Below are 24,983 nucleotides of genomic sequence, written 5' to 3' on the forward strand. Positions count from 1 at the left end.
CGTTATGTGGTTCGGCGATCAGAGTTTGAATTCTGCCCATACCGGCGCATGGTCCGATGGGCGCTCCATACCACGGATGTCGTAATCAATACCGGTCGCCACGCATTTGTCGGCGAGGCACTGACTGGCAAGGATCAGGTCGATACGCAGTCCGCGGCGGGGTTCGCGCTCGAAGCCGCGGCTGCGGTAATCGAACCAGCTGAACAGATCGTTGGTTTCCGGATTCTGTGCGCGGAAGGTGTCCACCAGCCCCCAGCCCTGCAGCTTCTCCAACCACTCTCGTTCTTCCGGGAGAAAGCTGCACTTGCCGTCTTTCAGCCAGCGCTTGCGATTGGGTTCACCAATGCCGATGTCCAGATCCGTTGGCGAAATGTTCATATCTCCCACCACCAGCACCGGAGCATCTTTTTCACAGGTGCTGTTCAGATAGATGTCCAGGTCGGCGTAGTATTTGCGCTTGGCAGGGAACTTGACCGGATGCTCACGGTTCTCGCCCTGAGGGAAGTAACCATTGATGACCGTCAGCGGCTTTTCCGCACCGATGTCAAACTGACCGGCTACGAGGCGACGCTGTGCGTCTTTCGCATCGGTAGGGAATCCATACTGCTTTTTCAGGAACGGGTAGCGGGAGAGCAGGGCGACACCGTAGTGGGTTTTCTGGCCGAAGTAGATGACCTCATACCCGAGATCCCGAATGACATCCACCGGGAACTCTTCGTCGGTAACCTTGGTTTCCTGCAGGCCGATGATGTCTGGAGCATGCGTTTGTACCAGTGCTTCCATCTGATGCAAGCGCGCCCGCAGGCTGTTGACGTTAAACGATATGACTTTCATATTTTTTCCCTCCCCTAAATTCTTATAAACCAAGGCCCGGGATTCGGGTTGCGAATGCCGGGCCAGGCTCTGACGCGGGCCGGGTTAACCCGGCCTGTTATGTGTAAAACTCAATCGAAATTGGCCACCTGCGGCGAGCTACTGCGCTTGGTGAGTCCGATAAAGTCGGCCATGATGAAGCCCGCCTCGTTCAGTACGGGGTCTTCCTCCAGGGATATCTCTACAGGGCCACCCACCGGTTCGGTGTCTTCGGATTCACTCTTCTCCAGTGCTTCGAAGCTCTCGTAAGGCTCCAGCCCTTTGGCCACACGGCGTTTGTTTTCCATGACCAGCATGTCCTGATTCATCTGTTCGCGCTCCTGTTTGCGCACAGACTCATTCAGAGAGACGGTTTTTTTGTTGGTCTGGTCAATCTGATACTTGAACTGTTCCCGCAGGAAGACGAAGTCCGGATCGGTTTCGGTGCGTTTCTCATGCTTGCGTGCAAGCTCCGGTACCATGTCTTTCAGATTGAAATATTTGGCGTGACGCACGGCGTGGATACGGTCCCAGGGCAGGGCGGTATCGTAGGCGCTTTCACCGACACTCTCACTGTCGATGAGTTGCGGCATGCTGATATCCGGCGATACACCCGCGTGTTGGGTGCTGTCGCCGGAAACCCGGTAGAACTTCGACTGGGTTATTTTCAGCTGGCCCTCCTTGAGCGGCGCCATGGTTTGCACGGTACCCTTGCCGAACGACTGGTTACCGACAACCAGGCCACGGTTGTAGTCCTGAATGGCACCGGCAAAGATTTCCGATGCGGACGCGGACAGGCGGTTGATCAGTACGACGAGAGGGCCGCGATACATGGCGCGGGAGCGCGAGCGGTTGTGGCGGGAAATCTGCTCGTTGGCGTGACGAATCTGCACCACCGGACCCTGGTCAATAAACAGGTCGGTGAGCATGGTGGCTTCCTGGAGGGAGCCGCCACCGTTGTTGCGCAGATCGAGAATGACGCCATCGACGCCTTCCTTCTGCAGCTCTTCCAGTAATTGCGCTACGTCGCGCGTGGTACTTTTGTAGTTGGGATCACGACGGCGGTAGGCCTCGAAATCAATATAGAAAGTGGGCAGGTTGATGACGCCAACCTTGTAAGTCTGGTCGCCCTCGGTGAATTCAAACACGGCTTTTTTGGCCGCCTGGTCTTCCAGTTTCACTTTGCTGCGCTGAATGGTGATGGTGCGGTGGGTGCCATCGCCGCCGGTGGGGATGGTTTCCAGGCGAACATAACTGCCCGCCGCACCGCGGATCAGGTCTACCACGTCATCGAGACGCCAGCCGACCACATCCACCATTTCACCATCTTTGTCCTGGCCCACGGCCACGATCTTGTCATTCGGTTTGATTTTGCCAGTGCGGTCGGCAGGGCCACCGGCAACCAGACGCGCGACCTTGGTGTATTCATCTTCCATCTGTAGTACGGCGCCGATACCTTCCAGCGACAGCGACATACTCATGTTGAAGTTTTCCAGCGAGCGCGGAGACAGGTAATTGCTGTGGGGGTCGTACAGGCGGGTGAGGGAGTTCATGTAGAGCTCAAACACATCGTCTGAATTTTGCTGGCCCAGGCGTTTGAGCTGGCCCTTATAGCGACGCTTCAGCAGGTCGGCGATTTCGTCATCACTTTTACCGGTGAGGCGCAGGCTCAGAACACTGCCTTTCATGCGCTTGCGCCAGAGGTCGTCAGCGGCGCTGATGGATGGGGGCCACTGACTGTCTTCCCGGTCCAGTTCCAGGTTCTCGTCGACATTGAAGTCGTACTTGGGCAGGCCGTTGTCGAGCTGGGAAATGATATTGTTGAGGCGGTCGGATACACGCAGGCGATAGCGGTTGTAGATTTCGAAACCGCGGTCGACATTACCCGCCTTCAGGTCATCATCCAGCTTGGTGCGCCACTGGCGGAACTCATTGATGTCGGAAGAGAGAAAGTAGCTCTTGCTCGGATCCAGGCTGTCGATGTACTCATCCCACAGGCCCGCAGACATCTCATCGCCCACCTTGAGCTTGTTGTAGTGCAGCATTTCGAGCTTGCTGACGATCTCGCGGGCGGTGCCGCCCTGGTCTTGATGAGGTTTGAGATCTTCGATTTCAGCCAGTGCGAATGGCGAGATGAGGACCAGGAGGGAAAAGGAAAGGCCGGAAATGAGAGCGGCAATTCGGTTGCTAAGCATAAGGAGTCTCTTTATACGTCCTACTTCAAGGCGCCCCACTGTCTATAAGGACCGGAAGAGGGCTTCCGGGCAGTGGCGACTTATAGCTTAGGACAAGTATAAAGGCTGAAAGCTCCGAAAGGCATGAAATGCTTCCATTACAAGGTGAAAGGTGTCCCGGTTGCGGCGATCGGTAAAACGTTTTTCCCGCCATCAGCGGGTATTTGATGGGAAGTTACTCGTTTTGAGTTCTCTTCTAGCGGCGGTTTCCGGTGGGCTTGCTGCCTGGTAGCACGAAATTCGACCAAATGAGTGTCTTCTGCGGCAGGTGGCGAGCAATCGTCCTGTTTGCCCCGCACAATGAACCCTTTCAGGATTCAGATAATACGGATTGAGCCTGTTCCGCCTGCTTGCGCAAATGCAGAGACGATTGCAGCATTTCAAGCATGGCCTCTACATGGCGTGCGCCGACGTCGGCGATATTGAAGGCATCGGGGTTCATTAACCATTCCTGTAGCAGGCCGATAATTCCGGCATGGAGTACCGGTACCGCGACCTGGATGTCCAGATCCGCCGGCAGCTGACCCACAGAAACGGCATTCTCAATCAGATTGCGAAGACGTTGGGTGCCCTCGGCGTGGCCCTGGGCACAGCGCTGGTTGATCTCACCGTTTTCCGGCACCCATTCGCAACGTAGCAGGATGATGGCAAAGATTCTCCGCCACTGCTCATTGGTCATGACCTCGCGGTAAAGGAACTGCCAACGTTTGCGCAGTTCCCCCAGGGGGTCACAGGAATGCTGGGGGGCCTGGCAGAGGGATTCATCCGGCAGTTGAATGCGGTCTGCCAGGGCACTGAATAGGTCTGCCTTGTTCTGAAAATGGCCGTACACCGCGCCGCGGGTGACGCCAGCCAACTCAGCGATTTCCGTCAGGGAGGGACGGGATACACCGCGATGGTCGAAGACTTCTATCGCCGCATCGAGAATCCGCTCACGGGTTTCCAGTGCATCTTCTTTCTTACGCTTCGCCATCTTCGCTACCTGACTTGTTCTGTGTGGGACTGACCACACAGCGGCATAGCCAGCTGCGTGGAGGCTCGATTCGGTCCCGGTTGGGCCGATCAGAGCGGCTTGATTTTACTTTACATTCATTCATGAATGAATAGTTGATATTCATTCATGAATGTATTTAAATCCCGGTCAAGTCGCCACATAGTCACATATGTCCGGTAGACATCTTTTCTCTATCGAAATGACTGGGCATTCAGTCAGCCCGTCACTGTCGCTTGAGTGTGCCGCTCTGGGCCGGATTCGCCAGACCAGAGCCGGCACACCTTTTATTACGAATTCAATTGTCAGAGGTGCTGATTCAGGCACCGGTATGGATGCAATCACGAGGTCGTCATGTTGCAAAAGAAGAAATCGTTGATCTCCGGCAGCTTGTTGCTCGCCGCAGCGCTGCTGTCAGCCTGCGGTGAAAAACAGCAGGCCATGCAAGGACACACACCACAGGTCACCGTCGTTACGCTGGCGAGCGAACCCGTCACCCTGACCCGTCAGCTGCCTGGCCGCACCAGCCCCTTTAAAGTGGCGGAAGTGCGTCCGCAGGTGGATGGCATCATCAAGGATCAGCTGTTCAATGAGGGCGGACTGGTAGAAGCCGGAGGGGCTTTGTACCAGTTGGACGACGCTCGTTACCGGGCGGACTATGACAGCGCACGGGCCTCGCTGGAGCGCGCCGAGGCCACGCTGAATGTGGCCAAGTTGCAGGCAGACCGCACCCAGGCGCTGGTAAAGAACGGCGCAGTGAGCAAGCAGGACAACGACAGCGCGATTGCCTCACTGCAGCAGGCGAAAGCCGATGTGGCCGCGGCGAAAGCGGCAGTGCAGCGCAGCAAGGTGATGCTGGAGTTCGCCCGAATCAGTGCCCCCATCAGCGGTCGTATCGGGATTTCCTCTGTGACCCAGGGCGCGCTGGTGACAAGCAATCAGGCCACGGCCCTGGCGACCATCCAGCAATTGGACCCGATTTATGTGGATCTAACCCAATCGGTGAGCGAGCTGCTGAGCCTGCGCAAAGCACTGGCGGCGGGAACCATGGAGAAGACCGACGATTTGCCGGTAACCATTCTGCTGGAAGACGGCAGCCCCTACCCCCACGCTGGCAAACTCGCATTCTCTGAAGTGAGCGTCGACCCGACTACCGGCAGTGTTCGCCTGCGGGTGGTGGTGCCGAACCCGGAGCACACACTGCTGCCGGGCATGTATGTACGGGCCTCGGTGGGCAGTGGTCAGCGTGAAAATGCCATCCTCGTACCCCAGCAGGGCATCGCGCGCGACCCGAAGGGCAACACCACCGCGATGGTAGTTGGTGAGGGCAATACGGTTGAGCAGCGTTCGGTGCAGGTTTCCCAGACCGTGGGCAGCTCCTGGCTGGTGGAAAGCGGACTGAAGGCAGGCGATCGCGTGATTGTTGAGGGATTGCAGAAGATTCGCCCCGGCGTGGTGGTCAATCCCGGTGAGGCCGCAGCGCCAGCACCGGTGGACCTGCCCGCGCCCGCCAGCGAGTCAGCAGAAAACGCACCGGCAAAAGCACAGAGCGACGCCAGCAAGGGGTAAGTAGTCATGGCAGGATTCTTTATTGATCGCCCCATTTTTGCGTGGGTGATCGCGATTGTCGTGATGCTGTTCGGCGGCCTCGCGATAACCAAATTGCCGGTTGAGCGCTACCCGGATATTGCCCCGCCGGTGGTTTCCATCAGCGGTGCCTATCCCGGCGCTTCGGCCAAGGTCATCGAAGACACGGTAACCCAGGTGATCGAGCAGAACATGAAAGGGCTCGACGGCCTGTTGTACATGTCTGCCACCAGTCAGTCTATCGGTACCACTGAAGTTACCCTGACGTTTGCCAACGGTACTGACCCGGACATCGCTCAGGTGCAGGTACAGAACAAGTTACAGCTGGCAATGCCGCTGCTGCCGGAAGCCGTTCAGCGCCAGGGCCTGACCGTGGGTAAAGGGCGCGCGGGATTCCTGCTGGTGGCGGGTTTCGTATCTACCGATGGCACTATGCAGAAAGAGGATATCGCGGATTACGTGGTATCCAATGTGGTCGATCCACTCAGCCGGGTACCGGGCGTGGGCAGTATCCAGGTATTCGGTTCCAAGTACGCCATGCGTATCTGGTTGGACCCGAACAAACTGGATGCCTACAAGGTAACGCCAACGGACATCATTTCCGCGGTCAACAACCAGAACCAGCAGGTCGCTATCGGCAGCCTCGGCGGTACGCCTGCGGTGGAGGGACAGCAGCTCAACGCGAGCATTACCGCGCAGAGTCGCATGCAGACCCCGGAAGAGTTCCGCAATGTGATTCTGCGGGCCAACCCCGATGGCTCCGTGCTGAAACTTGGGGATGTGGCACGGGTGGAAATGGGCACGGAGAGCTATGACTTCCTGACCCGCTATAACCGCGCCCCCGCGACCGGTATTGCAGTTTCCCTGGCCACTGGCGCCAACGCACTGGAGACCGCGGATGCGGTAAAAGCCAAACTGGCGGAAATGAACGCAAACTTCCCCGCGGGTCTGAAGACCGTGATTCCGTTCGATACCACTCCGTTTGTGGAAGTGTCTATCAAAGGCGTGATTCAGACGCTGGTGGAAGCGGTCATCCTGGTGTTCCTGGTCATGCTGCTGTTCCTGCAGAATATTCGCGCGACCATCATTCCCACCATCGCGGTGCCCGTGGTGTTGCTCGGTACCTTCGGGGTGCTGTCCGTACTCGGTTTCTCGGTGAATATGCTGACCATGTTCGCCATGGTGCTCGCCATCGGCCTGCTGGTGGACGATGCCATCGTGGTGGTGGAAAACGTCGAGCGGGTGATGCACGAGGAAAACCTGTCACCCAAGGACGCGACCAAGAAATCCATGAAGCAGATCACCGGCGCGCTGGTCGGTATCGGCGTGGTGCTGTCGGCGGTATTTGTGCCCATGGCGTTTATGGATGGCTCTACCGGCGTGATCTACCGCCAGTTCTCCGCCACCATCGTTGCGGCCATGGCCTTCTCCGTTCTCGTTGCCATCGTACTGACACCGGCACTGTGCGCCACCATGCTGAAGCCCGGTTCCCACGGCAGCCAGAAAGGGTTCTTTGGCTGGTTCAACCGCAAGTTTGATCGCAGCGCGGCAACCTACCAGCGCGGCGTGCGTGGCATTCTCGCCCGCAGCGGTCGCTTTATGTTGTTGTTTGGACTGCTGACCGCAGTGATGGTGTTCCTGTTCGTGCGTTCTCCCAGCTCCTTCCTGCCGGAGGAGGATCAGGGCGTACTCTTCTCCATGGTACAGACCCCGGTGGGTGCGACCCAGGAGCGCACGATGGAGTCGGTGGAGAAGCTGGAAGATCACTTCCTCAACAACGAAAGTGACCTGGTGGAATCTGTATTCTCGGTGCAGGGCTTCAGTTTTGCCGGTAGCGGTCAGAACAATGCCATGGCGTTTATCAAGCTGAAGGACTGGGACGAGCGCGAGGAAGAATCCGAGCAGGCCAAGTCTGTCGCCATGCGCGGTATGGGTGCCCTGAGTCAGATCAAGGACGCCATTGCCTACGCCTTCTCACCGCCGGCACTGCCGGAGCTGGGTACCTCCGCGGGCTTCGCCATGTACCTGAAGGACAATGCGAACCTCGGCCACGATGCCCTGACCAACGCGCGCAACCAGCTGCTGGGTATGGCTGCACAGAGCCCGCTGCTGACCGGCGTGCGCCCGAATGGCCAGGAGGATACGCCGCAGTTCAAACTGAAGGTGAACAATGCCAAGGCGTCTGCACTCGGCGTTTCCATCGGCAACATCAATAGCACCCTCGGCGTTGCCTGGGGTGGTCAGTACATTGACGACTTTATCGATCGCGGCCGTATCAAGCGTGTGTATATGCAGGCAGACGCGCCGTTTAGGATGAACCCGGAAGATTTCCGCCTGTGGTCCGTGCGTAACAGCAGCGGCGAGATGGTGCCGGTGTCTTCCTTCGCCACCTTTGAGTGGGAATACGGCTCACCGCGACTGGAACGCTACAACGGTGTGCCCGCGGTACAGATCCAGGGGCAGGGCGCCCCCGGTGTGAGTTCCGGCGATGCCATGGCTGAAATGGAGCGCCTGGTGAGCCAGTTGCCGGAAGGTTTTGGCCTGGAGTGGACTGCACTGTCTTATCAAGAGCAACAGGCCGGTTCCCAGACGACGCTGCTGTACGCACTGTCGATTCTGATCGTGTTTCTGTGCCTGGCGGCACTGTACGAAAGCTGGACCGTGCCCACCGCGGTACTGCTGGTCGCCCCGCTGGGTATTCTCGGCGCGGTACTGGCGAGTAATTTCCGCGGTTTCGACCGGGATATTTACTTCCAGGTGGCCATGCTCACCACCGTGGGCCTGACCAGCAAGAACGCGATTCTGATCGTGGAGTTTGCCAAGCAGAATCTGGAAGCGGGTATGGAACTGATTGAGGCCACCATGCACGCGGTGCGGGACCGACTGCGCCCCATCATCATGACCTCGCTGGCCTTCGGTCTCGGGGTACTGCCGCTGGCAATCGCCAGCGGCGCCGGCTCCGGTGCACAGCAGGCCATCGGTACTGGTGTACTGGGAGGCATGATTGTAGGTACGTTGCTGGGTATTTTCTTTATTCCGCTGTTCTTCGTTGTGGTGCAAAAACTGTTCGGTGGAAAACAATTTGCCTCGAGTGACGACGACTTCACGGGCAGATTGGAACTTGAAGGCAGATCCTCCGAGCGGCGGACCGAGCCCGCCTGAGCGGCATCAACCAGACTGTAAACCTTGGCCGGGTAATGCGTTTGCACCCCGGCCTTTTTTATTCACGGGATTTGTCAGCGCAAACCCTGCCTGTAGTAGAGCAGACCTGCGTCCGGCTGGCTGCTAGACTGCGGCAATGAAAACCAAATCAGAAATATCTCATCTACAGGGCAGCCTTGTCCTCGGCCGTGAAGGGAAAGCGTCTTTCGCGGCCCAACAGGCGCAATTGCTGCGGGCAATTGCCGAATGCGGTTCCATTTCCGCGGCGGCGAAGAGCGTGGGCATCAGCTATAAAACCGCCTGGGATCGCATTGATGCCATGAACAACCTCTCCACGGCGCCCCTGGTGGTTCGTAGCGCCGGAGGCTCCCAGGGTGGGGGTACCGCGCTTACGGCGCTGGGTGAAAAAGTGTTGAAAGGATTTACCGCACTGGAAAAAGAGCACGCGCTGTTTCTTGAGCGGGTGGGACGCAAGGTGCGGGCGTTTGAGGATATCGCGGAATTTGCGGGAGTGGGGCTTATGAAAACCAGTGCACGCAATCAGTTCCGAGGCAAAGTCACTGCGATCAAGCCCGGCGCGGTCAACGCGGAAGTGATGCTGGATATCGGCGCTGAACAGCCGCTGGTGGCGATGATAACCAACGACAGCGTGGAAACACTCGAGCTTGTCACGGGCGGCGCCGCGTTGGCGCTGGTCAAGGCCTCCTGGGTTATTCTCACCAGGGAAGTGGGGCTGAAAACCAGCGCGCGCAACCGGTTCCGGGGAAGGGTCAGCCGTATTGAAACCGGCGCGGTGAACAGTGATGTCTCCCTGGATCTCGGTAATGGTAAATCCATTGGTGCGGTCATCACCAACGAGAGTGTGAAAGAGCTGATGCTGGCGGTTGGGGATGAGGCCAGTGCGCTGTTCAAATCCTCCAGCGTGATCCTGATGGTGGAATGATCGCACCCATGCTTATCTGACGATCGCCACGGACTTGATCTGCGCCCACAGTTCGCTGCCAATTTTGATATCCAGATGCTGCAGAGAACGATGGGTGATGCGCGCAATCAGCTGGGTTTCGTCAGCTGACTCCAAGGGTGCGTTTTTCGGCTCGGGCTGTAAGCGGACCAACGCCATGGCCGGGTCGCGGTCCGCGCTAATTTCCTGCACACGTACGGGCAACCGGTTGAGAATGCTGCTGCGGGAATCTTCATCCAGAGACAGGCTGATGTCGCGTGCCAGAATACGCACTCGGATCGTTTCGCCTACCGCCTCGCCGCTGTCGCGCAGCCACAAATTGCCGCCGGTAAACTGCGCACGTGCCAGAAGCCATTCGCTGTTGCGTTCGGCAATGCGCGCTTCCACCAGTACGCCCAGATCGTCTCCCAGTTGAACCGGAAAATCCGCGCGGGACAGTATGGTTGTTGGCGCTCCCTCTCGGGTAATTTTTCCTTCCTCCATCAGTAGCAGGTGATCAGACAGTCGGGCAATCTCCTCCACCGAGTGGCTGACATACAGAATCGGGATATCCAGTGTGCGATGCAGCTTTTCAAGATAGGGAAGGATTTCCCGCTTGCGTATCTGGTCCAGGGAGGCAAGCGGCTCGTCCATCAACAGCAGGCGTGGTTTCACCAGCAATGCGCGGGCGATGGCCACCCGCTGCTGTTCCCCGCCGGAAAGCGCCGCCGGATTCTGCGCGAGCAGGTGTTCTATGCCCATCAGGTCAATGATCTGTTCGTACTCCGCCCCGGAGACCTTCTCCCAGGCGCGCTTGCGCGCAAACGCGAGATTACCCCCGGCGCTCAGATGCGGGAACAGACTCGGCTGCTGAAACACGAATCCCAGGGGCCGTCTGTGTACTGGCAGTGTGTTGCCTGAAATCTGCCACGATTCCCCATTTACATTGAGGCTGCCGTCTTTGCAGGGTTGCAGGCCGGCAATGCAGCGGAGCAGAGTGGTTTTTCCCGAGCCGGACGGACCGAAAATGCCGGTGACACCACGCCCCGGTAATGCCAGTTGCACATCCAGCGAGAATTGTCGGGCTGCCGTACTCGGTGACATCGACAACCTGAAATGTCCGGAAATACCGCATGATCCAGCGGCAGGTAATACGGAATCAAATCCCATAACGCATTCCCGATGCCGATTTTCGATGTTGCAGCCTGTACAGAAGCAGCAGAATGAAGAACGAGAAGCCGATCATCGCCGCCGACAGCCAGTGTGCCTGGGTGTATTCCAGCGCCTCCACGTGGTCGTAAATCTGCACGGAAACCACACGGGTTTCTCCGGGAATATTGCCGCCGATCATCAATACCACGCCGAATTCGCCGACCGTATGGGCAAATCCCAGCACGGATGCTGTGAGAATGCCCGGCCTGGCCAACGGCAGGGTCACATGCCAGAAACGATCCCACGGACCAGCGCGCAGTGTTGCCGCAACTTCCGCCGGCCGGGCTCCCTGTGCCTCAATGGCATTCTGGATTGGCTGTACTACAAAGGGCAGCGAATACAGTAACGATGCCACCACCAGTCCCCAGAAGGTAAAGGGCAGGGTGCCCATTCCAAGCATTTCGGTAAACCTTCCCAGGGGGCCGGATGGGCCCATGAAAATCAGCAGGTAAAAACCGAGCACCGTGGGTGGCAGCACCAGAGGCAATGCCACCAGCGCGCTTACCGGGCCTTTGAAGGGCGAGGAGGTTCTCGCCAGCCACAGGGCTAGCGGGGTGCCGAGCAGCAACAACAGAACCGTAACCGTGGTGGCCAGCCGCAATGTGAGCCAGATGGCCGTGAGATCGGCATCACTCAGCATGATTGTGTCCGGTGTTGTGGATGGGCGCTTCTCGACGGTTGTTACTGTTACTCGCGGCTGGTGCGGGCGTGTTGTAGCCATAGGCGCGGATGATTGCCCTCGCTTCCTCGCTCTGCACAAATGCCCAGAACTCCCGCAGCGCCGGCAGCTCCGTGCCCCGTTTCAGAATTACGGCGTCCTGCCGAATCGGGCGGTAAAGTTGTGTCGGTACAATCCAGGCAGAACCGCTCGTAACCTCGCCGTTTTTGAGTACCTGGGACAAGGCGACCAGTCCAAGATCCGCGTTGCCGCTCGCGACAAACTGGTAGGTTTGGGAAATATTTTCGCCCAGTATCCAGTGAGTGCGGGACTGCTCTTCAATCTGCAGATGCCGCAGCACTTCTAACGCCGCTGCACCGTAGGGTGCGAGTTTCGGATTGGCGATAGCCAGCTTGTTGTAGGCCCCCTGATTCAATACCGTGCCCTTGGCATCCACCACTCCCGGTTCGCTGGACCAGAGCACCAATTTGCCTTCCGCATAAGTAAAGCGACTGTCCTTGGTGGTCTGACCGAGTTTGTCCAGCCGTTGGGGCTTGTCCTGATCCGCGGAAAAGAACGCGTGATATGGGGCGCCGTGACTGATCTGTGCAAAAAACTTTCCGGAGGAGCCGAATGCCAGCCTCACCTTGTGCCCGCTGCGTTTCTCGAATTGCCTGGTGATCTCCTGCATCGGAGCAGTGAAGTTGGACGCAACCGCGATTGTCAGTTCGTCTGCGCGCACCGCGGCACTCAACATCGCCACGGCCAGCAACAGGCACCGCTGTATCCTTCGCCATGACTGGCATTTCACTTTAAACCTCCTTGACCACTTCATTGCGGCTGATTATTCTGGCAGCGCTATATAGTTGTGTATATAACGAAAATTTTCAAGCAGATAACCACTGGTCATCCGCCAGAAACCGGAGATGAAATGGAGAGGGGAAGAATGGATCTCAGGATAAGGACGGCAAAAGGGTTGCTGCTGCTTGTTGCCAGTACTCCGCTGTTGGCACAGGAACGCGAAGCGGAACCCGCTTCCGGTCACAATGATGGATCGCCCCGTATCCGGTTCGATGGCAGCTACCGTCTGCGTTACGAGAGTCTCAACAACAGCTTCCGTCACGGCAATGACGACCAGCTGGCGGTTTCCCGGTTGCTGGCGCACCTCCGTTACACGGGTGATCACTGGTTTGCGGGTGGTGAATTGCAGGATTCCCGCGCCTGGAAAGGCGATCGTGAGACGCCACTTGGCACGGACGACATCAACGTCCTGACACCGTTGCAGTACTATCTGGGCTGGCGGGGTACCTGGCGGAGCGGTGATCTCGAGGTCAAAGCCGGCCGGCTGACGGCGGATCTCGGCAGCCGCCGGTTGCTGGCACGCAACCGTTTCCGGAATACGCTCAACAATTTCGAGGGCGTCGGGATTCAGTGGCAACCCGCGCATGAGCACCCTGGTTACTGGCAGGCTTTCTGGTACAACCCCATCCAGAGGAACCCCGTCGACAGGCCCGCACTGGCGGAGAACGACTATGGGGTGGATCGGGCATTGCGCGGCACCCGCATCTGGGGACTGTATCGGGAAACCGAGGCGCTGGTTCTGTACGCATTGAGGCTCGACGAGTCCGACCAACCCAACGTTGCCACCCGCGACCGCGAACTCACTACGCTCGGATTCTTCTCCCGCAAAGCCGCGATCCCAGATACCTGGGGCTATGAGCTGGAAGCCGCCTGGCAGTTTGGCTACTCCAGAAGCGGAACGTCGCCGGATGCGTCGCGCCTCCTCCATCGGGCAGGCTTCGCCCATGGGGAGTGGCGCTACCAGTTCAATGACGCGCTGAGATCGCAACTCAGACTGCAGCTGGATTATGCCAGCGGTGATCGCTCCGAAGCGGACGATGAGAACAATCGTTTCGATACACTGTATGGCGCGCGTCGCTTCGATTTCGGGCCGACCGGCATCTGGGGTGCCTTTGCCCGAACCAATATTGTGTCGCCCGGTGTGCGCTGGCAATTCCAGTCCGGCCACTGGATTCCGGAGGCGACCGTACAGGGGCTGGTCGGCTATCGCGCGATATGGCGCGCAAGCACCGCCGATGGCCAGTCAACAGCGGGGATCAGTGCAGACAATGGCGCCCGCTTTGTCGGGCATCAGTGGGAGGTGCGCCTGCAGGCGCCGCTCACGGAGAGCGTCGAGTCGGAAATAGGTGGCGCATATCTGGCGAGGGGCGCCGCGCTCAAAGATGCCAGCGGCGAAACGGTACCGGCGACTTATCTTTATTGCCAGGTCACCCTGAAGTTCTGACGAACCTTCAAGCCACTGCCCGATTTCGGTTTACCCCACAGCTCACACGCCACCTGGGTCTTGGGTGGTGCTGCTTCAACGACATGGTGCCTGTACACCGGTAACAGTCCTATCGAGGCGCCGGCAGAGAATACTGCCAGCGCACACAGCAGCGGCGTGCTGCATGCGTCAACTTGGCTCTGTTTTCTACACGAGTTTTCGCGAAATTTCCTTCTTCAGCTATAACCGCGACTAAGCTGAATGCACAGTCTATTTCCAACGTCCGTAGCATTTTAGACGCCAGCCATTCCCGAACTCGTGGTTCGCCATAACACCGCTGACGTCCATATATCTTGTTATTTACGCTTGTGCTGATCAATTGGGGGCTAAATGCCGTTCAAACGTATTCTTGTGCCATTGGACAGCTCTTCACTTGCCGAAGAAGCCATCGCTCACGCCGTTGCCGTTGCCCGCGACACGGCGGCCGAGATTCATCTCCTTCACGTACAGAAATCTCCCTCCCGAACCGATGATCACTGCGCCGACCCGGTTGACTGGCGGCTGCGTCGCGCGGAATTGCGTAGTTACATGAACCGGCTGTCTCAAAACATCAGCAATACCGGTCACGGTGCGGATGGCAGAGAAATCACGATAACCCAGGCCATAGTGGAGGGCCGTCCGGCCGAGCAGATCGTCGAATACTGCGAGCACCATGATATCGACCTGATTGTTCTCACGGCCTACGGCAAGGGTGGTGTCAGTCGGTTTGATTTCGGCAGCACCGCGCACAAGGTACTCAGTGCTGCCGGTCGTTCCTGCCTGATTGTTCGCCCCGGGCAGGCGCCAGTCGGCGCGGATACGTCGTATCGAAAAGTTCTCGTCTCGATGGATGGTTCACCACGCTCCGAGTGGGTCGCCTGTCAGGTGGCATCGCTGATGCGCGGGCAGAAAGCGGAAATCCTGCTACTGCAGGTGATCGCGATTCCGGAAATGCCACGACGTATGCCGATTACCCGGGAAGAACACGCTACACGGGAGAAGTTTGTTGAATGCAACCGGCGGGCTGGCGAGGCGTATCTGGAGGAAATCGCCCGACAACTTCAAAACGGCATCAAGGTGCATTCCAGACTGCTGGTGGCCCAGAACGTAGCTGAGTGCGTTTACGCAACGGCTGCGGAAGAGGGGGCCGATCTGATTGCGATCAGCGCTCACGATTGGCAGACCGGCGGTCAGCAGGGTACCGGCGCTATCTGTCAGACGGTCCTGTGCCGCAGTGCGCGCCCGGTTCTGGTATTTCAGGATCTTCCGGAATCGCAATTACAGTCACTGCGGTCCGGCGCCGACGTTTTTAAAATCAAAAATTCCATTAATGACCACAACAGTACTGCTCACCAATGAAATTGCGTCGCGGAAAAACCGACCAACTCGGTCGTGCGCGCAGGTTTCTTGCGCGCAGAAAATGGCCCCGCATCGTGGCGGCCGCAAAAAATACTCCAGGTAATGTCGAACGGCCAGAGCAGCAAAGCGCGAACGACGAGCAACACCATCTCGAAGAAATCGAAGCCCTTGCCAAACGCCATCGGCATGTCGTTGACATCCATCGACACTTCCGCCTGCACACCTATCTGCGTCACCTCGAAAAGGATTTCCAGGAAATTTACCGACGGCTGGCGGCGCGGGTGGAGTCTGGTGAAAAAGGCACTCGCGGCGAGGAGTGGTTGCTGGATAATCGCCACATTGTGCAGGAGTCACTGGCGCTTGTGCGAGAGTCCCTGCCGCGTAAGTATCTCAGGCAGCTTCCCAAAGTCGCGCGTGCAGATGGCGGAACGGACCTGCGCGCCCGTGCACTGGCGGAGGCACTGGTGTCGGATGTGCGGCAACCGCTGGATATGGAGTCGGCCACCGGGTTGGTTGAACGTTATCAGGACACCACCATCCTCACTACGGGCGAACTCTGGGCACTACCGGCACTGTTGCGCCTGAGCCTGCTGCGAAATCTGGCGGAATTCGCCGAGGGGATATTGGGCGATATTGTCGATGGTGTTGAACCGGAAAGCCTCGGCATCGCCAGCACCATCATCAGCCTGCGGGAATTGCGCAATCACGACTGGCGGGAGTTTGTGGAATCCCTCAGCCGGGTGGAGCGAATTCTGTGTACAGATCCCGCCGGTGCCTATGACAAAATGGATTTCACCACCCGCGATCAGTATCGCGCGGTTATTCAGCAGCTTGCCCGCGGTAGTGACTCGGCGGAGCACCGCGTCGCCGCGCGGGTAATCGAGCTGTGTGATCAGGATGCCGACGAGATCCGCAAACGCCATATCGGTTACTACCTGGTGGGTGAAGGTCGCTCCAGCCTTGAGGCCGCTGTTGGTTATCGTGCGAATGTTCCGCAGCGGGTGCATGAACGTGTATTAAAACACCCCTCCCGCGTCTATTTCTCCGCCCTTGCTCTGCTGTCATCACCACCACTGCTGTTGCTGTCGGTCTATCTGTTGACCACTGGTGCTTCCGCGCTATTGACACTGTTTGTGGTGATGCTCGCCAGCGTGCCCTTGGTGGGCGTCGCCCTCGCACTTGTGAACGGTTTGATAACGCACAGTCTGCGTCCCCGCCAGCTTCCGAAAATGGATTTTGACCGCGGTATCCCCGGCGAGCTGCGCTCGGCAGTGATTACCCCGGTACTGTTTGCCGATGAGGAAGACATTGAGCGTATCCTGCAGTGCGTGGAGACCAACTATCTCAACAATGCAGATCCGAATCTGGTGTATGTGGTACTCAGTGATTTCGCCGATGCCGATAGCCAGCAGGTCTCGAGCGATGATGCGTTGCTGCAGGTGGCAAAAAAACGTATTGACGCACTCAATGCGTCATACGCAAGCGACGTGACGGAAAGTGACAGCGATGACAAAAAACGCCTGCCGTTTCTGTTTCTGCATCGTGAACGACGCTGGAACCCCGCGGAAAACTGTTGGATGGGGTGGGAGAGAAAACGCGGCAAGCTGATCGAATTCAACCGTTTGCTGAAGGGGCACGATGACCACAGCTTTACCGTCTGTTTCGGGGATCGGCAACAGCTGCAGCACATCCATTTCGTCGTCACACTGGATGCGGACAGCCAGATGCCGCCGGGAACCGCGGCACGCTTGATCGCCACCATGGCCCATCCTCTCAACCGTGCAGTGATTGACGATAACAGTCGCCGGGTCGTCGCCGGTTACGGTTTCCTGCAGCCGCGGCTTGAGACCGATCCCGCGGGATCGGATGAGACGCTGTTCAGCGAAATTTTCTCTGGAGACCGCAGTGTCGATCTCTACACCAACGCCGTGTCGGACGCGTATCAGGACCTGTTTGGCGAGGGCATTTTTGCCGGCAAAGGGATTTATGATCCACGGGTATTCACGCAGACCCTTGCGGGTCATCTCGCACCGAACAGTATTCTGAGTCACGATTTGCTTGAGGGAGCGATTGGCGGCGCGGCACTGATGTCCGATGCGGTGTTTTACGAGCAGTATCCGCCCAATGTATACGCGCTGTTACGGCGGGCACATCGCTGGATCAGAGGGGACTGGCAGCTGCTACCGTGGCTGCGCAAGTGGGTTCGCCTGGAAGGCGACGAACAGGTACTGAATCCATTACCGGCGATTCAGCGCTGGAAAATCATCGATAACCTGCGCCGCAGTATCGAAGCACCGAGCGCACTGGCCCTGTTCCTGCTGGCCTGGGGCGGTATGTTACCGGGCGGGGCATGGATGTGGACACTGGGGCTGCTCCTGATTACCGCCTCTCCGGTGTGGATCGAAATAATGTCGCTGGTGTGGCGCAGCGCGGCGGACCCGGTTCGTGCACATCGCCACCTGCGGGCGAGCCCGGCAAACCTGTATCAACGGACACTGCACTGGCTGCTTTCACTCGCCATCCTGCCCGCGCAAGCGGTGAACTCCGTGGATGCCATCATTCGCGTCCTGTATCGCCTGGGAATTTCACGTCGGAACCTGCTGCAGTGGACATCGGCGGCCCATGTGAATCGCGCAGTCGGGGCGGGCTCGCTTGTGAGCCGCGGTTTCCGCGAGCTGTGGGTTTGCCCGCTGACGGCGGTTCTGGTGACGCTGGGACTGGTGGTGGTATCTCCCCTTGGACTGCTGGCCGCGGCACCGCTGTTGCTGGCATGGTTGTCTGTACCGGTACTGGTTACACGTGTCAGTCGGCCGCGCAAAGTAGCATCGCGACCGTTGAGCGTAGAGGAAGAGCTGGAGTTGCGGCTGTTGAGCCGGCGCACCTGGTATTTCTTCCAGCACTTCATGGGGCCGGATGATCACTGGTTGCCACCGGACAATTACCAGGAAGAACCGGTGGCGGTACTCGCGCGGCGTACTTCGCCTACCAATATCGGTCTCGGCCTTCTCTCCATTCTCAGTGCGTACGATTTCGGTTATCTCGATCTGACCCAGCTGCTGGCACGACTCAGTAACAGTTTTGAGCGCATGCGCGGGCTGGAGCGATACCGTGGACATTTTCTCAACTGGTATGAAACCCGCGAATTGCATCCGCTGAATCCCCGGTATGTTTCCACCGTGGACAGTGGCAATCTCGCCGGTAGCTTCCTCACTCTTGCCGGCGGCCTGGAGGAGCTGCACACCCGTGCGATCTGTGGTCGCCAGCTGGTGCGGGGAATTGCGGATACGCTCGGAGTAGTTGCGGAAACACTGGAGTCGGCGGATAAGGATAAAATCCCCGCGGAGGTAGTGGCGCTCTGCACGCATATAGCGGAATTGCGTCGGCGACTGGATGAGGAGGAGGGTGGAGATCACTGGTGGCAAACCATCGATGCCATTAACGAGCGCGAAATACCGCTGTTACAGGATCGAATACTGGCATTGATCGAGGATGACGAAAACTTCAGCACAGAATCCCTTGGCCGCCTGCGTCGCTGGCTGGATGAATTGCAGCAGCAGGCGACTGCCGCGCGGCGCTATCAGGAGCACCTGGAGCCATGGGCGCGGTTGCTGCCGCAGTGTCCCGCTCTGTGTCGGCAGCAGGACACACCATGTGGCAATGATTTCCAGTCGCTTGTAACCATTCTGAAAAGCGAAATCAGTCTTGCATCGATGCCGCAGGCCTGCCAGGCAGCGGACATCGCGCTGGGCAGACTGGAGCGCTCTCTAACCAGCGCATTGGCGGACTCCGGAGCGGATGAAATCCTCTGGTGCAGAAATTTACGCAACGCGCTGGCTATGGCCCGTGAAAATGCAGAGCGGTTCCGCCGTGATCTGCAGCGCCTCGCCAATCGCGCCCGGCAGTGGGTGGCGGAAATGGATTTTGCCTTCCTGTACGACGCCGAGCGCCATCTTTTCCACATCGGCTACAACATCAACGATGCTGCGCTTGATGCAAACTACTACGATCTGTTGGCTTCGGAATCCCGTTTGACCGGATTCATTGCCATCGCCAAGGGCGATGTGCCCGCCCGCCACTGGCGTCATCTCGAGCGCCCGTTCCGCCATCTGCGACGCAAGGTCGTGCTCATGTCCTGGAGTGCGACCCTGTTTGAGTATCTGATGCCCAGCCTGTTGATGCGCACTCCGGAGCACAGCCTGATGGGGCGGGCCTGTCGAAACGCAATCGCTGTGCACCGGGAATTTGCCGAACGTTTCGGCCTTCCCTGGGGCATTGCCGAGTCCGGATTTTATGAGTTGGATGCCCAGCTTCACTATCAATATCGCGCCTTTGGCGTACCCGGGATCGGGTTTCGTCGCGATCTCGGTGAGCGCCTGGTTATCGCTCCCTACGCCTCTATGATGGCATTGCCATTCGGCGCCGAGCGGGTGATGGAAAATCTACGTCAGCTGCGTAATCACGGCGGTTATGGGCAATTCGGGCTGTATGAGGCCATCGACTTCGGTCGCACCTCCAAGCCGGCGCCGCGCCGGGCCCGGGTCGTGCGCTCTTACATGAGCCACCATCAGGGCATGATTTTTCTGGCGCTGAACAATTATCTGCATGGGAATGTCATGCTGAATCGCTTCCATAGCGATACTCGTATCAGTGGGCTCACGCCGCTGTTATACGAACGCCTGCCGGTATCTCCCCCCGCGTTAAAACCCTGGAAGCGGCCTGGTGTGATGCGGAGCTTTCAGGCCGATATGGTGCTCGACACCTGGACCGCCACACCGGCGCGAGCGCTTCCTCAATACAACCTGCTTTCCAACGGCCACTATTCCCTGATACTGGCGGCGGACGGCTCCAGCGGCAGTTACTGGAACAACATTGCCTTGACGCGCTGGCTGCCGGACCCCACCAGACATTCTTCAGGTCGGGTTTGCTATGTGCGGGATCTCGACAGCGGAGAATTGTTCTCCGTAGGACACTCGCCTTGTGGTGGCGATAGCAGCCGTTGCACCGGGATTTTTTCTCCTCAGAGTGTCGAGTTTCAACGCCGGGAAGTGGAGCTGTTTTGCCGTCTGCATATTGCGCTCAGTTCCCAGCACGACATTGAAGCGCGCCGCCTGATCATCAGAAACGAATCCGATCGTGAGCGGCACCTGTTGCTCGCGGATTACGCGGAAGTAGTCCTGGCGCCGGAGCGTGAGGACCAGAGGCACCAGGCGTTTGCCAAGCTGTTTGTCGAGAGCCAGTACCTGCCGGATGAGCAGGTGATGCTCTACCGTCGTCGCCCGCGGGGAGACCACGAGAAGCCGGTGTACCTGGCGGCGTGTGTACTGGTGCAATCCGATACGCCGTACAGGCTCGGGTGGGAAACCGATCGCACCAACTTCCTTGGCCGCGGCGGTTCCACCGCTCATCCCAAGGCCATGTGGGAAGGGCTGGCGGGCTTTACGGGCGCCACCGGAGCGGTTCTCGACCCGGTCATTGCCGCCGCCCAGCAAGTCACTATTCCGCCGCAGTCGGAAATTGAGGTGGTCTATCTGACCGGTGTCAGTAAATCCCGCACGGAACTGCTGTCCGCGCTTCGCGCCTACCGCTCCTGGTCCAAGGCCCGCTGGATATTCGACCTGGCGCGGATGCAGTCGGAACAGGAGCTTCGCAATCTGCATATTCCCGCGGGCAACTTGCGATGGATCGCGGACCTGCTGTCCGCTGTGCTGGCGCCCGTGGCGAGCCTGCGTGCACCGTCGCGAATTCTCGCGCGCAGCCGGCATATCCAGTCCGGGCTTTGGAGCCGTGGCATTTCCGGTGACAATCCAATCCTGCTGGTACATATCCGCAGCGAGCAGGAGGTGGAGTTCGCCGAGCCGATTCTGCAGGCGCATACCTACTGGTGCGGGCGCGGTCTCACTATTGATCTGGTGATCCTCGATGAGGACTCCGCGGGTTATGAGCAGGAAACCCGCGATCGTCTCAACGAAATGATCGTCGATATTCGCGGGCGCACGCTGCGTAAACTTTCCGGGGCCGTGGTGATGGTTCCCGGGCGGGAACTCCCCGGCGCCGAACGTATCACGTTAATGGCGGCGGCGCGGGTCATTCTCGATTCCGCGGCCGGCTCGATTCCCGCTCAGATCGACAGGGGCATTGCCGCGCTGCGCTCACAACAGCACCGGATGCCACCGTTCGTACCCGTGCCGCCCGCGGACAGCAGGGTACTGCCGACACCAGCGCTAGAGCGCCCACAGGATCTGTTGTTCGATAACGGTCTCGGTGGTTTCTCCGCGGATGGCCGCGAATATGTGATGCATCTTGAGGCGGGGCAGCGCCCGCCGGCGCCCTGGGTTAACGTTATCGCCAACCCGGATTTCGGCTGCCTGGTGTCGGAGGGGGGGTCCATTTGTACCTGGAGCGGAAACAGTGGCGAGCATCGTCTGACCGCATGGAACAACGATCCGGTGCGCGACCCCAGTGGCGAGGTGTTGTACCTGCGCGACGAAGAGACCGCGGAAGTGTGGACGCCGACACCGGCGCCGCGACCGGCACCCGGCCCGTATCAGGTCCATCACGGTGCGGGGTATACGGAGTTTTGCAATAACAGCCACGGGCTCCGACAGTCGCTGCGGGTTTATGTCGACCGCAGGGCACCGGTAAAAATATGCCGTCTGACCCTGAGCAACTGCTGGGACAGGCCGCGACGTCTTACCGCGACCTACTATGCAGAGTGGGTACAGGGGTTGGTACGGGCCAACAGCTGGCAGCATATCGTCAGCGAATTCGAGTCCGACAGCTGTGCGCTACTTGCACGCAATGCCTTCGTGCCGAATGCCAAACCGGGGGTGGCCTTCCTGACTGCCAGTAAATCCCCCCATGGATTGACTACGGATCGCCACGAATTTATCGGCTCTGGCACAGGCCTGGAAGCCCCCGAGGCTCTGTTCCGGATCGGTCTCTCCGGGCGCGTACAGTGCGGTGGTGACCCCTGTGCCGCCTATCAGGTGCACGTCGATCTCGCCGCGGGTGAAACCAAACAGGTGTATTTCGTTATGGGGGAGGGCTCGGACCGCGCCACGGCCCTTGCGCTGGCGAAGGAGTTCCGTCATCCGGAGCGTGCGGAAGCCTCGCGCAGGGAGAGCGAACAATTCTGGGAAGACTATCTCGGTGCCGTACAGGTAGAGGTCCCGGACAAGGCTACCGAGATTATGGTCAACCGTTGGCTGCCCTACCAGACACTGGCCTGCCGGCTTTGGGGGCGCAGCGGTTTTTACCAGTCCAGCGGCGCCTTCGGCTTCCGCGACCAGCTGCAGGATGTGCAGGCGCTGTTGTGGACGCACCCCGAATGGACCCGTGAACATATTCTGCGCTCGGCAACGCGCCAGTTTCAGGACGGTGACGTACTGCACTGGTGGCATGAAAACCCCCTGCGAGGTGTGCGCACCCGGTGCTCCGACGATCTGTTATGGCTGCCCTTCGTTACCGCCCAATATATTCGTACCACCGGTGACTACAGTATTCTCGACGAGACGGTTTCCTATCTGCACGGCGCACCACTGCAGAAAGACGAGCACGAGCGCTACGCGGAGTTTGAAACCAGCGAGGAATCCGGTTCGCTCTACGAACACTGCTGTCGGGCGATCGAGAGAGCAAGTGCCGTAGGCCCACACGGCTTACCGGTGATCGGCAACGGTGACTGGAACGACGGCTTTAACCGCATCAGTACCACTGGCCGCGGCGAAAGTGTTTGGATGGGCTGGTTTCTACTGCGGGTATGCCGTGAGATGGCGCCACTGTGCGAATACATCGGCGATACCGGACTTGCCGAACACTACCGAGCACTGGGTGAGAACTTTCGCCTTCAGGTGGAGGAAAGTGGCTGGGACGGCGCCTGGTATCGCCGCGCCTATTATGACGATGGCACACCTGTCGGATCGAAGGACAGCGACGAGTGCAACATTGACCTGATTGCGCAGACCTGGTCGGTGCTCTCCCAGGAGTCGCCGACGGAGCGGGCAAAACAGGCCATGCACTCGGCTTATGAACATCTGGTGCAGGAGGATGCCCGCCAGATTCTGCTGTTGAAACCCGCCTTTGATAAAACCAAGAAAGATCCCGGGTATATCAAAGGATATCCCCCCGGTATCCGGGAAAACGGAGGCCAGTACACCCACGCGGCAACCTGGTCGGTCTGGGCCAGTGCCGGCCTCAATCATTGCGAGCGCGCGCATCACCTGTTCAGCCTGATCAATCCGGTCACACATACCAGCAGCGCCGAGGGCGTTGCCCGCTATAAAACCGAACCCTATGTGCTGGCCGGTGATGTCTATGGTGTGGCACCCCATATAGGGCGGGGAGGCTGGACCTGGTATTCCGGAGCATCCGGCTGGCTATATCGCGGCGCGCTGGAGGCGCTGCTCGGGTTGAGAATTTATGGTGGCAACCGGCTGGAGATCAAACCCTGCCTGCCAGACGCCTGGGACGTATATCGGGTGTCGCTGCGCCACCGCAGTAGCCGCTATGAGATTGAAGTCAGGAACTGCGGTGGTCTCGACCGACATAGCGCGGAAATGCGCTTGAATGGTCGGGTCATTGAGGGTGATCAGATTCCGTTAACCGATGATGGCAACACGCACCGGGTCGTGGTTACCTATGCGCGCACACCGGTGGTCTCCACGGAGTAAGCCGATGGAGAACATTTGACACTGTCAGTTCGTCTGCGGTGATACCGGCACTGCGCCGGGTATCTGGCTGCCGGTATCGCCGTACCAGAAATGGTAGAAGTCCTCGGTTACCTTCTGCTCGATTTCCGTGGCGGCTTCGCGCGGGCAGAAGAGGGTGATGGTCAGTACGTCGTGGCCGATATCGCTGGTGCGGATCTCGATTTTCGGCTCCGTGCTGGCAAGTTCCACACCCATGCGGTTTTCAATCAGTTTGCAGTAGCGCTCCGCCACATCCTTGAAGGATTCGCAGTACTGCAGCACCCGGTCGGTAATAAACGCTTTGATGACAAACGGGTTCTGCCCCTTGCTCTCACGCACAATGGAAAACGTGTGCTCGATATAGCGGCGCATGAAATTGAGGTTTTTTACCGGCTGGGAGAAGAACACACTGTTCGGCACATACAGCGTGGTACCGGTGTAGCCGTTGCCGAGGCCGTGGGGGTCAATCTCCAGTAGCGTGGTGCTGAGCCAGTTGTTGTCGATCACTTCCCCGAACTGGTCGCCGATGCGCACCCAGTCACCAATGGTGAACGAGCGCATGCTTGCCTGATAGATGCCGCCCACCAGACACTGCACCACATCCCGCAACGCAATCACGATTGCCACGGAGAATGCCGCAATCGACAGGGCGAAATCCCGCAGTTCCGAAACCCAGATGGCAAATAACCCGACCACCATTACCAGGTTGCCGAAGTTATGCACCATATGAATACGGCGGCGGATATCCTGGCGCGCCCAACCGGAGTTCTTGAACATCTGCGAGAGCAGAAATCGCGCCAGCACCACGCCCACAACCAGTAATATGCTCCAGACCAGTTGGTTGTGCAGAAGTTGGCGTAATAAATCGCTGCTCATGAACGGCTCGGTAATACGGTAATCGGGAAGGGGCGTCGCCAATCGCATCATGTTCTCCGGGCACAAACGACATTCGCCGGGTTGAGAATCTGAGTATGGCGCGGT

14 protein-coding genes are annotated in these 24,983 nt (G+C 58.6%); 6 read left to right on the top strand and 8 right to left on the bottom strand.

What is annotated here, in order from left to right; genetic code table 11:
* Positions 1 to 18: 18 nt before the first annotated feature.
* The 3 genes from xthA to C3938_RS15360 form a co-directional block, all read right to left on the bottom strand.
* Positions 19 to 834 (bottom strand): exodeoxyribonuclease III, encoded by an 816-nt coding sequence (xthA, locus tag C3938_RS15350; RefSeq protein WP_105104102.1) that lies wholly within the window; start codon positions 832 to 834, stop codon positions 19 to 21.
* A gap of 110 nt (positions 835 to 944) precedes the next feature.
* On the bottom strand, positions 945 to 3,047 hold the full coding sequence (locus tag C3938_RS15355) for a carboxy terminal-processing peptidase (RefSeq protein WP_105104103.1): 2,103 nt from the start codon (positions 3,045 to 3,047) through the stop codon (positions 945 to 947).
* Between the two features lie 349 nt (positions 3,048 to 3,396).
* A complete protein-coding gene (locus C3938_RS15360) occupies positions 3,397 to 4,059 on the bottom strand; it encodes a TetR family transcriptional regulator (RefSeq protein ID WP_105104104.1) in 663 nt (220 codons plus the stop codon).
* 372 nt (positions 4,060 to 4,431) lie between these two features.
* Between C3938_RS15360 and C3938_RS15365 the strand changes: the two genes are divergently transcribed.
* The 3 genes from C3938_RS15365 (at position 4,432) to C3938_RS15375 (ending at position 9,769) form a co-directional block, all read left to right on the top strand.
* Positions 4,432 to 5,646, top strand: coding sequence for an efflux RND transporter periplasmic adaptor subunit (locus C3938_RS15365; protein WP_105104105.1), 1,215 nt, complete (start codon positions 4,432 to 4,434; stop codon positions 5,644 to 5,646).
* A gap of 6 nt (positions 5,647 to 5,652) precedes the next feature.
* Positions 5,653 to 8,826: an efflux RND transporter permease subunit gene (locus tag C3938_RS15370; RefSeq protein ID WP_105104106.1), complete on the top strand. Its 3,174-nt coding sequence runs from the start codon at positions 5,653 to 5,655 to the stop codon at positions 8,824 to 8,826.
* 136 nt (positions 8,827 to 8,962) lie between these two features.
* Entirely contained in the window at positions 8,963 to 9,769 is an 807-nt protein-coding gene (locus C3938_RS15375) for a TOBE domain-containing protein (RefSeq protein ID WP_105104107.1), read from the top strand.
* Between the two features lie 12 nt (positions 9,770 to 9,781).
* On the opposite strand, the gene modC is transcribed toward C3938_RS15375, so the two are convergent.
* Genes modC through modA form a run of 3 tightly spaced genes read right to left on the bottom strand, consistent with a single transcriptional unit; the run spans position 9,782 to position 12,447 of the window.
* A complete protein-coding gene (gene modC, locus C3938_RS15380) occupies positions 9,782 to 10,870 on the bottom strand; it encodes a molybdenum ABC transporter ATP-binding protein (protein WP_105104108.1) in 1,089 nt (362 codons plus the stop codon).
* Positions 10,871 to 10,925: 55 nt separating this feature from the next.
* Positions 10,926 to 11,618 carry a molybdate ABC transporter permease subunit gene (gene modB, locus C3938_RS15385; protein WP_199775626.1) on the bottom strand — a complete coding sequence of 231 codons (693 nt, stop codon included), beginning with the start codon at positions 11,616 to 11,618 and terminating at the stop codon, positions 10,926 to 10,928.
* Positions 11,608 to 12,447 carry a molybdate ABC transporter substrate-binding protein gene (modA, locus tag C3938_RS15390; RefSeq protein ID WP_233998944.1) on the bottom strand — a complete coding sequence of 280 codons (840 nt, stop codon included), beginning with the start codon at positions 12,445 to 12,447 and terminating at the stop codon, positions 11,608 to 11,610. The genes modB and modA overlap by 11 nt, the downstream gene beginning before the upstream one ends.
* A gap of 135 nt (positions 12,448 to 12,582) precedes the next feature.
* On the opposite strand from modA, the gene C3938_RS15395 reads away from it, so the two are divergent.
* Positions 12,583 to 13,941 (top strand): alginate export family protein, encoded by a 1,359-nt coding sequence (locus tag C3938_RS15395; protein WP_158681723.1) that lies wholly within the window; start codon positions 12,583 to 12,585, stop codon positions 13,939 to 13,941.
* Between the two features lie 369 nt (positions 13,942 to 14,310).
* The gene (locus C3938_RS15400; RefSeq protein WP_105104110.1) at positions 14,311 to 15,318 is read left to right on the top strand and encodes a universal stress protein; all 1,008 of its coding nucleotides are present in this window, start codon (positions 14,311 to 14,313) and stop codon (positions 15,316 to 15,318) included.
* On the opposite strand, the gene C3938_RS17955 is transcribed toward C3938_RS15400, so the two are convergent.
* Positions 15,309 to 15,656, bottom strand: coding sequence for a hypothetical protein (locus C3938_RS17955; protein WP_158681724.1), 348 nt, complete (start codon positions 15,654 to 15,656; stop codon positions 15,309 to 15,311). The two genes, C3938_RS15400 and C3938_RS17955, sit on opposite strands and share 10 nt — an antisense overlap.
* On the opposite strand from C3938_RS17955, the gene C3938_RS15405 reads away from it, so the two are divergent.
* Positions 15,639 to 23,984, top strand: coding sequence for a GH36-type glycosyl hydrolase domain-containing protein (locus C3938_RS15405; RefSeq protein ID WP_158681725.1), 8,346 nt, complete (start codon positions 15,639 to 15,641; stop codon positions 23,982 to 23,984). The two genes, C3938_RS17955 and C3938_RS15405, sit on opposite strands and share 18 nt — an antisense overlap.
* 24 nt (positions 23,985 to 24,008) lie before the next feature.
* Here the strand turns inward: C3938_RS15405 and C3938_RS15410 are convergent, their stop codons facing one another.
* Positions 24,009 to 24,920, bottom strand: a complete 912-nt coding sequence (locus tag C3938_RS15410) for a mechanosensitive ion channel family protein (protein ID WP_233998945.1) — start codon at positions 24,918 to 24,920, stop codon at positions 24,009 to 24,011.
* Between the last annotated feature and the right edge of the window lie 63 nt (positions 24,921 to 24,983).

Source organism: Microbulbifer pacificus, assembly GCF_002959965.1.
Classification (GTDB): Bacteria; Pseudomonadota; Gammaproteobacteria; order Pseudomonadales; family Cellvibrionaceae; genus Microbulbifer; species Microbulbifer pacificus_A.

What these genes read in the sequence shown, in the direction of transcription:
- modB (WP_199775626.1), bottom strand. Translation starts at nt 11,618, where the DNA reads ATGCTGAGTGATGCCGATCTCACGGCCATCTGGCTCACATTGCGGCTG.
- C3938_RS15395 (WP_158681723.1), top strand. Translation starts at nt 12,583, where the DNA reads ATGGATCTCAGGATAAGGACGGCAAAAGGGTTGCTGCTGCTTGTTGCC.
- C3938_RS15365 (WP_105104105.1), top strand. Translation starts at nt 4,432, where the DNA reads ATGTTGCAAAAGAAGAAATCGTTGATCTCCGGCAGCTTGTTGCTCGCC.
- C3938_RS15400 (WP_105104110.1), top strand. Translation starts at nt 14,311, where the DNA reads ATGCCGTTCAAACGTATTCTTGTGCCATTGGACAGCTCTTCACTTGCC.
- C3938_RS15355 (WP_105104103.1), bottom strand. Translation starts at nt 3,047, where the DNA reads ATGCTTAGCAACCGAATTGCCGCTCTCATTTCCGGCCTTTCCTTTTCC.
- C3938_RS15375 (WP_105104107.1), top strand. Translation starts at nt 8,963, where the DNA reads ATGAAAACCAAATCAGAAATATCTCATCTACAGGGCAGCCTTGTCCTC.
- C3938_RS15360 (WP_105104104.1), bottom strand. Translation starts at nt 4,059, where the DNA reads ATGGCGAAGCGTAAGAAAGAAGATGCACTGGAAACCCGTGAGCGGATT.
- C3938_RS15370 (WP_105104106.1), top strand. Translation starts at nt 5,653, where the DNA reads ATGGCAGGATTCTTTATTGATCGCCCCATTTTTGCGTGGGTGATCGCG.
- xthA (WP_105104102.1), bottom strand. Translation starts at nt 834, where the DNA reads ATGAAAGTCATATCGTTTAACGTCAACAGCCTGCGGGCGCGCTTGCAT.
- modC (WP_105104108.1), bottom strand. Translation starts at nt 10,870, where the DNA reads ATGTCACCGAGTACGGCAGCCCGACAATTCTCGCTGGATGTGCAACTG.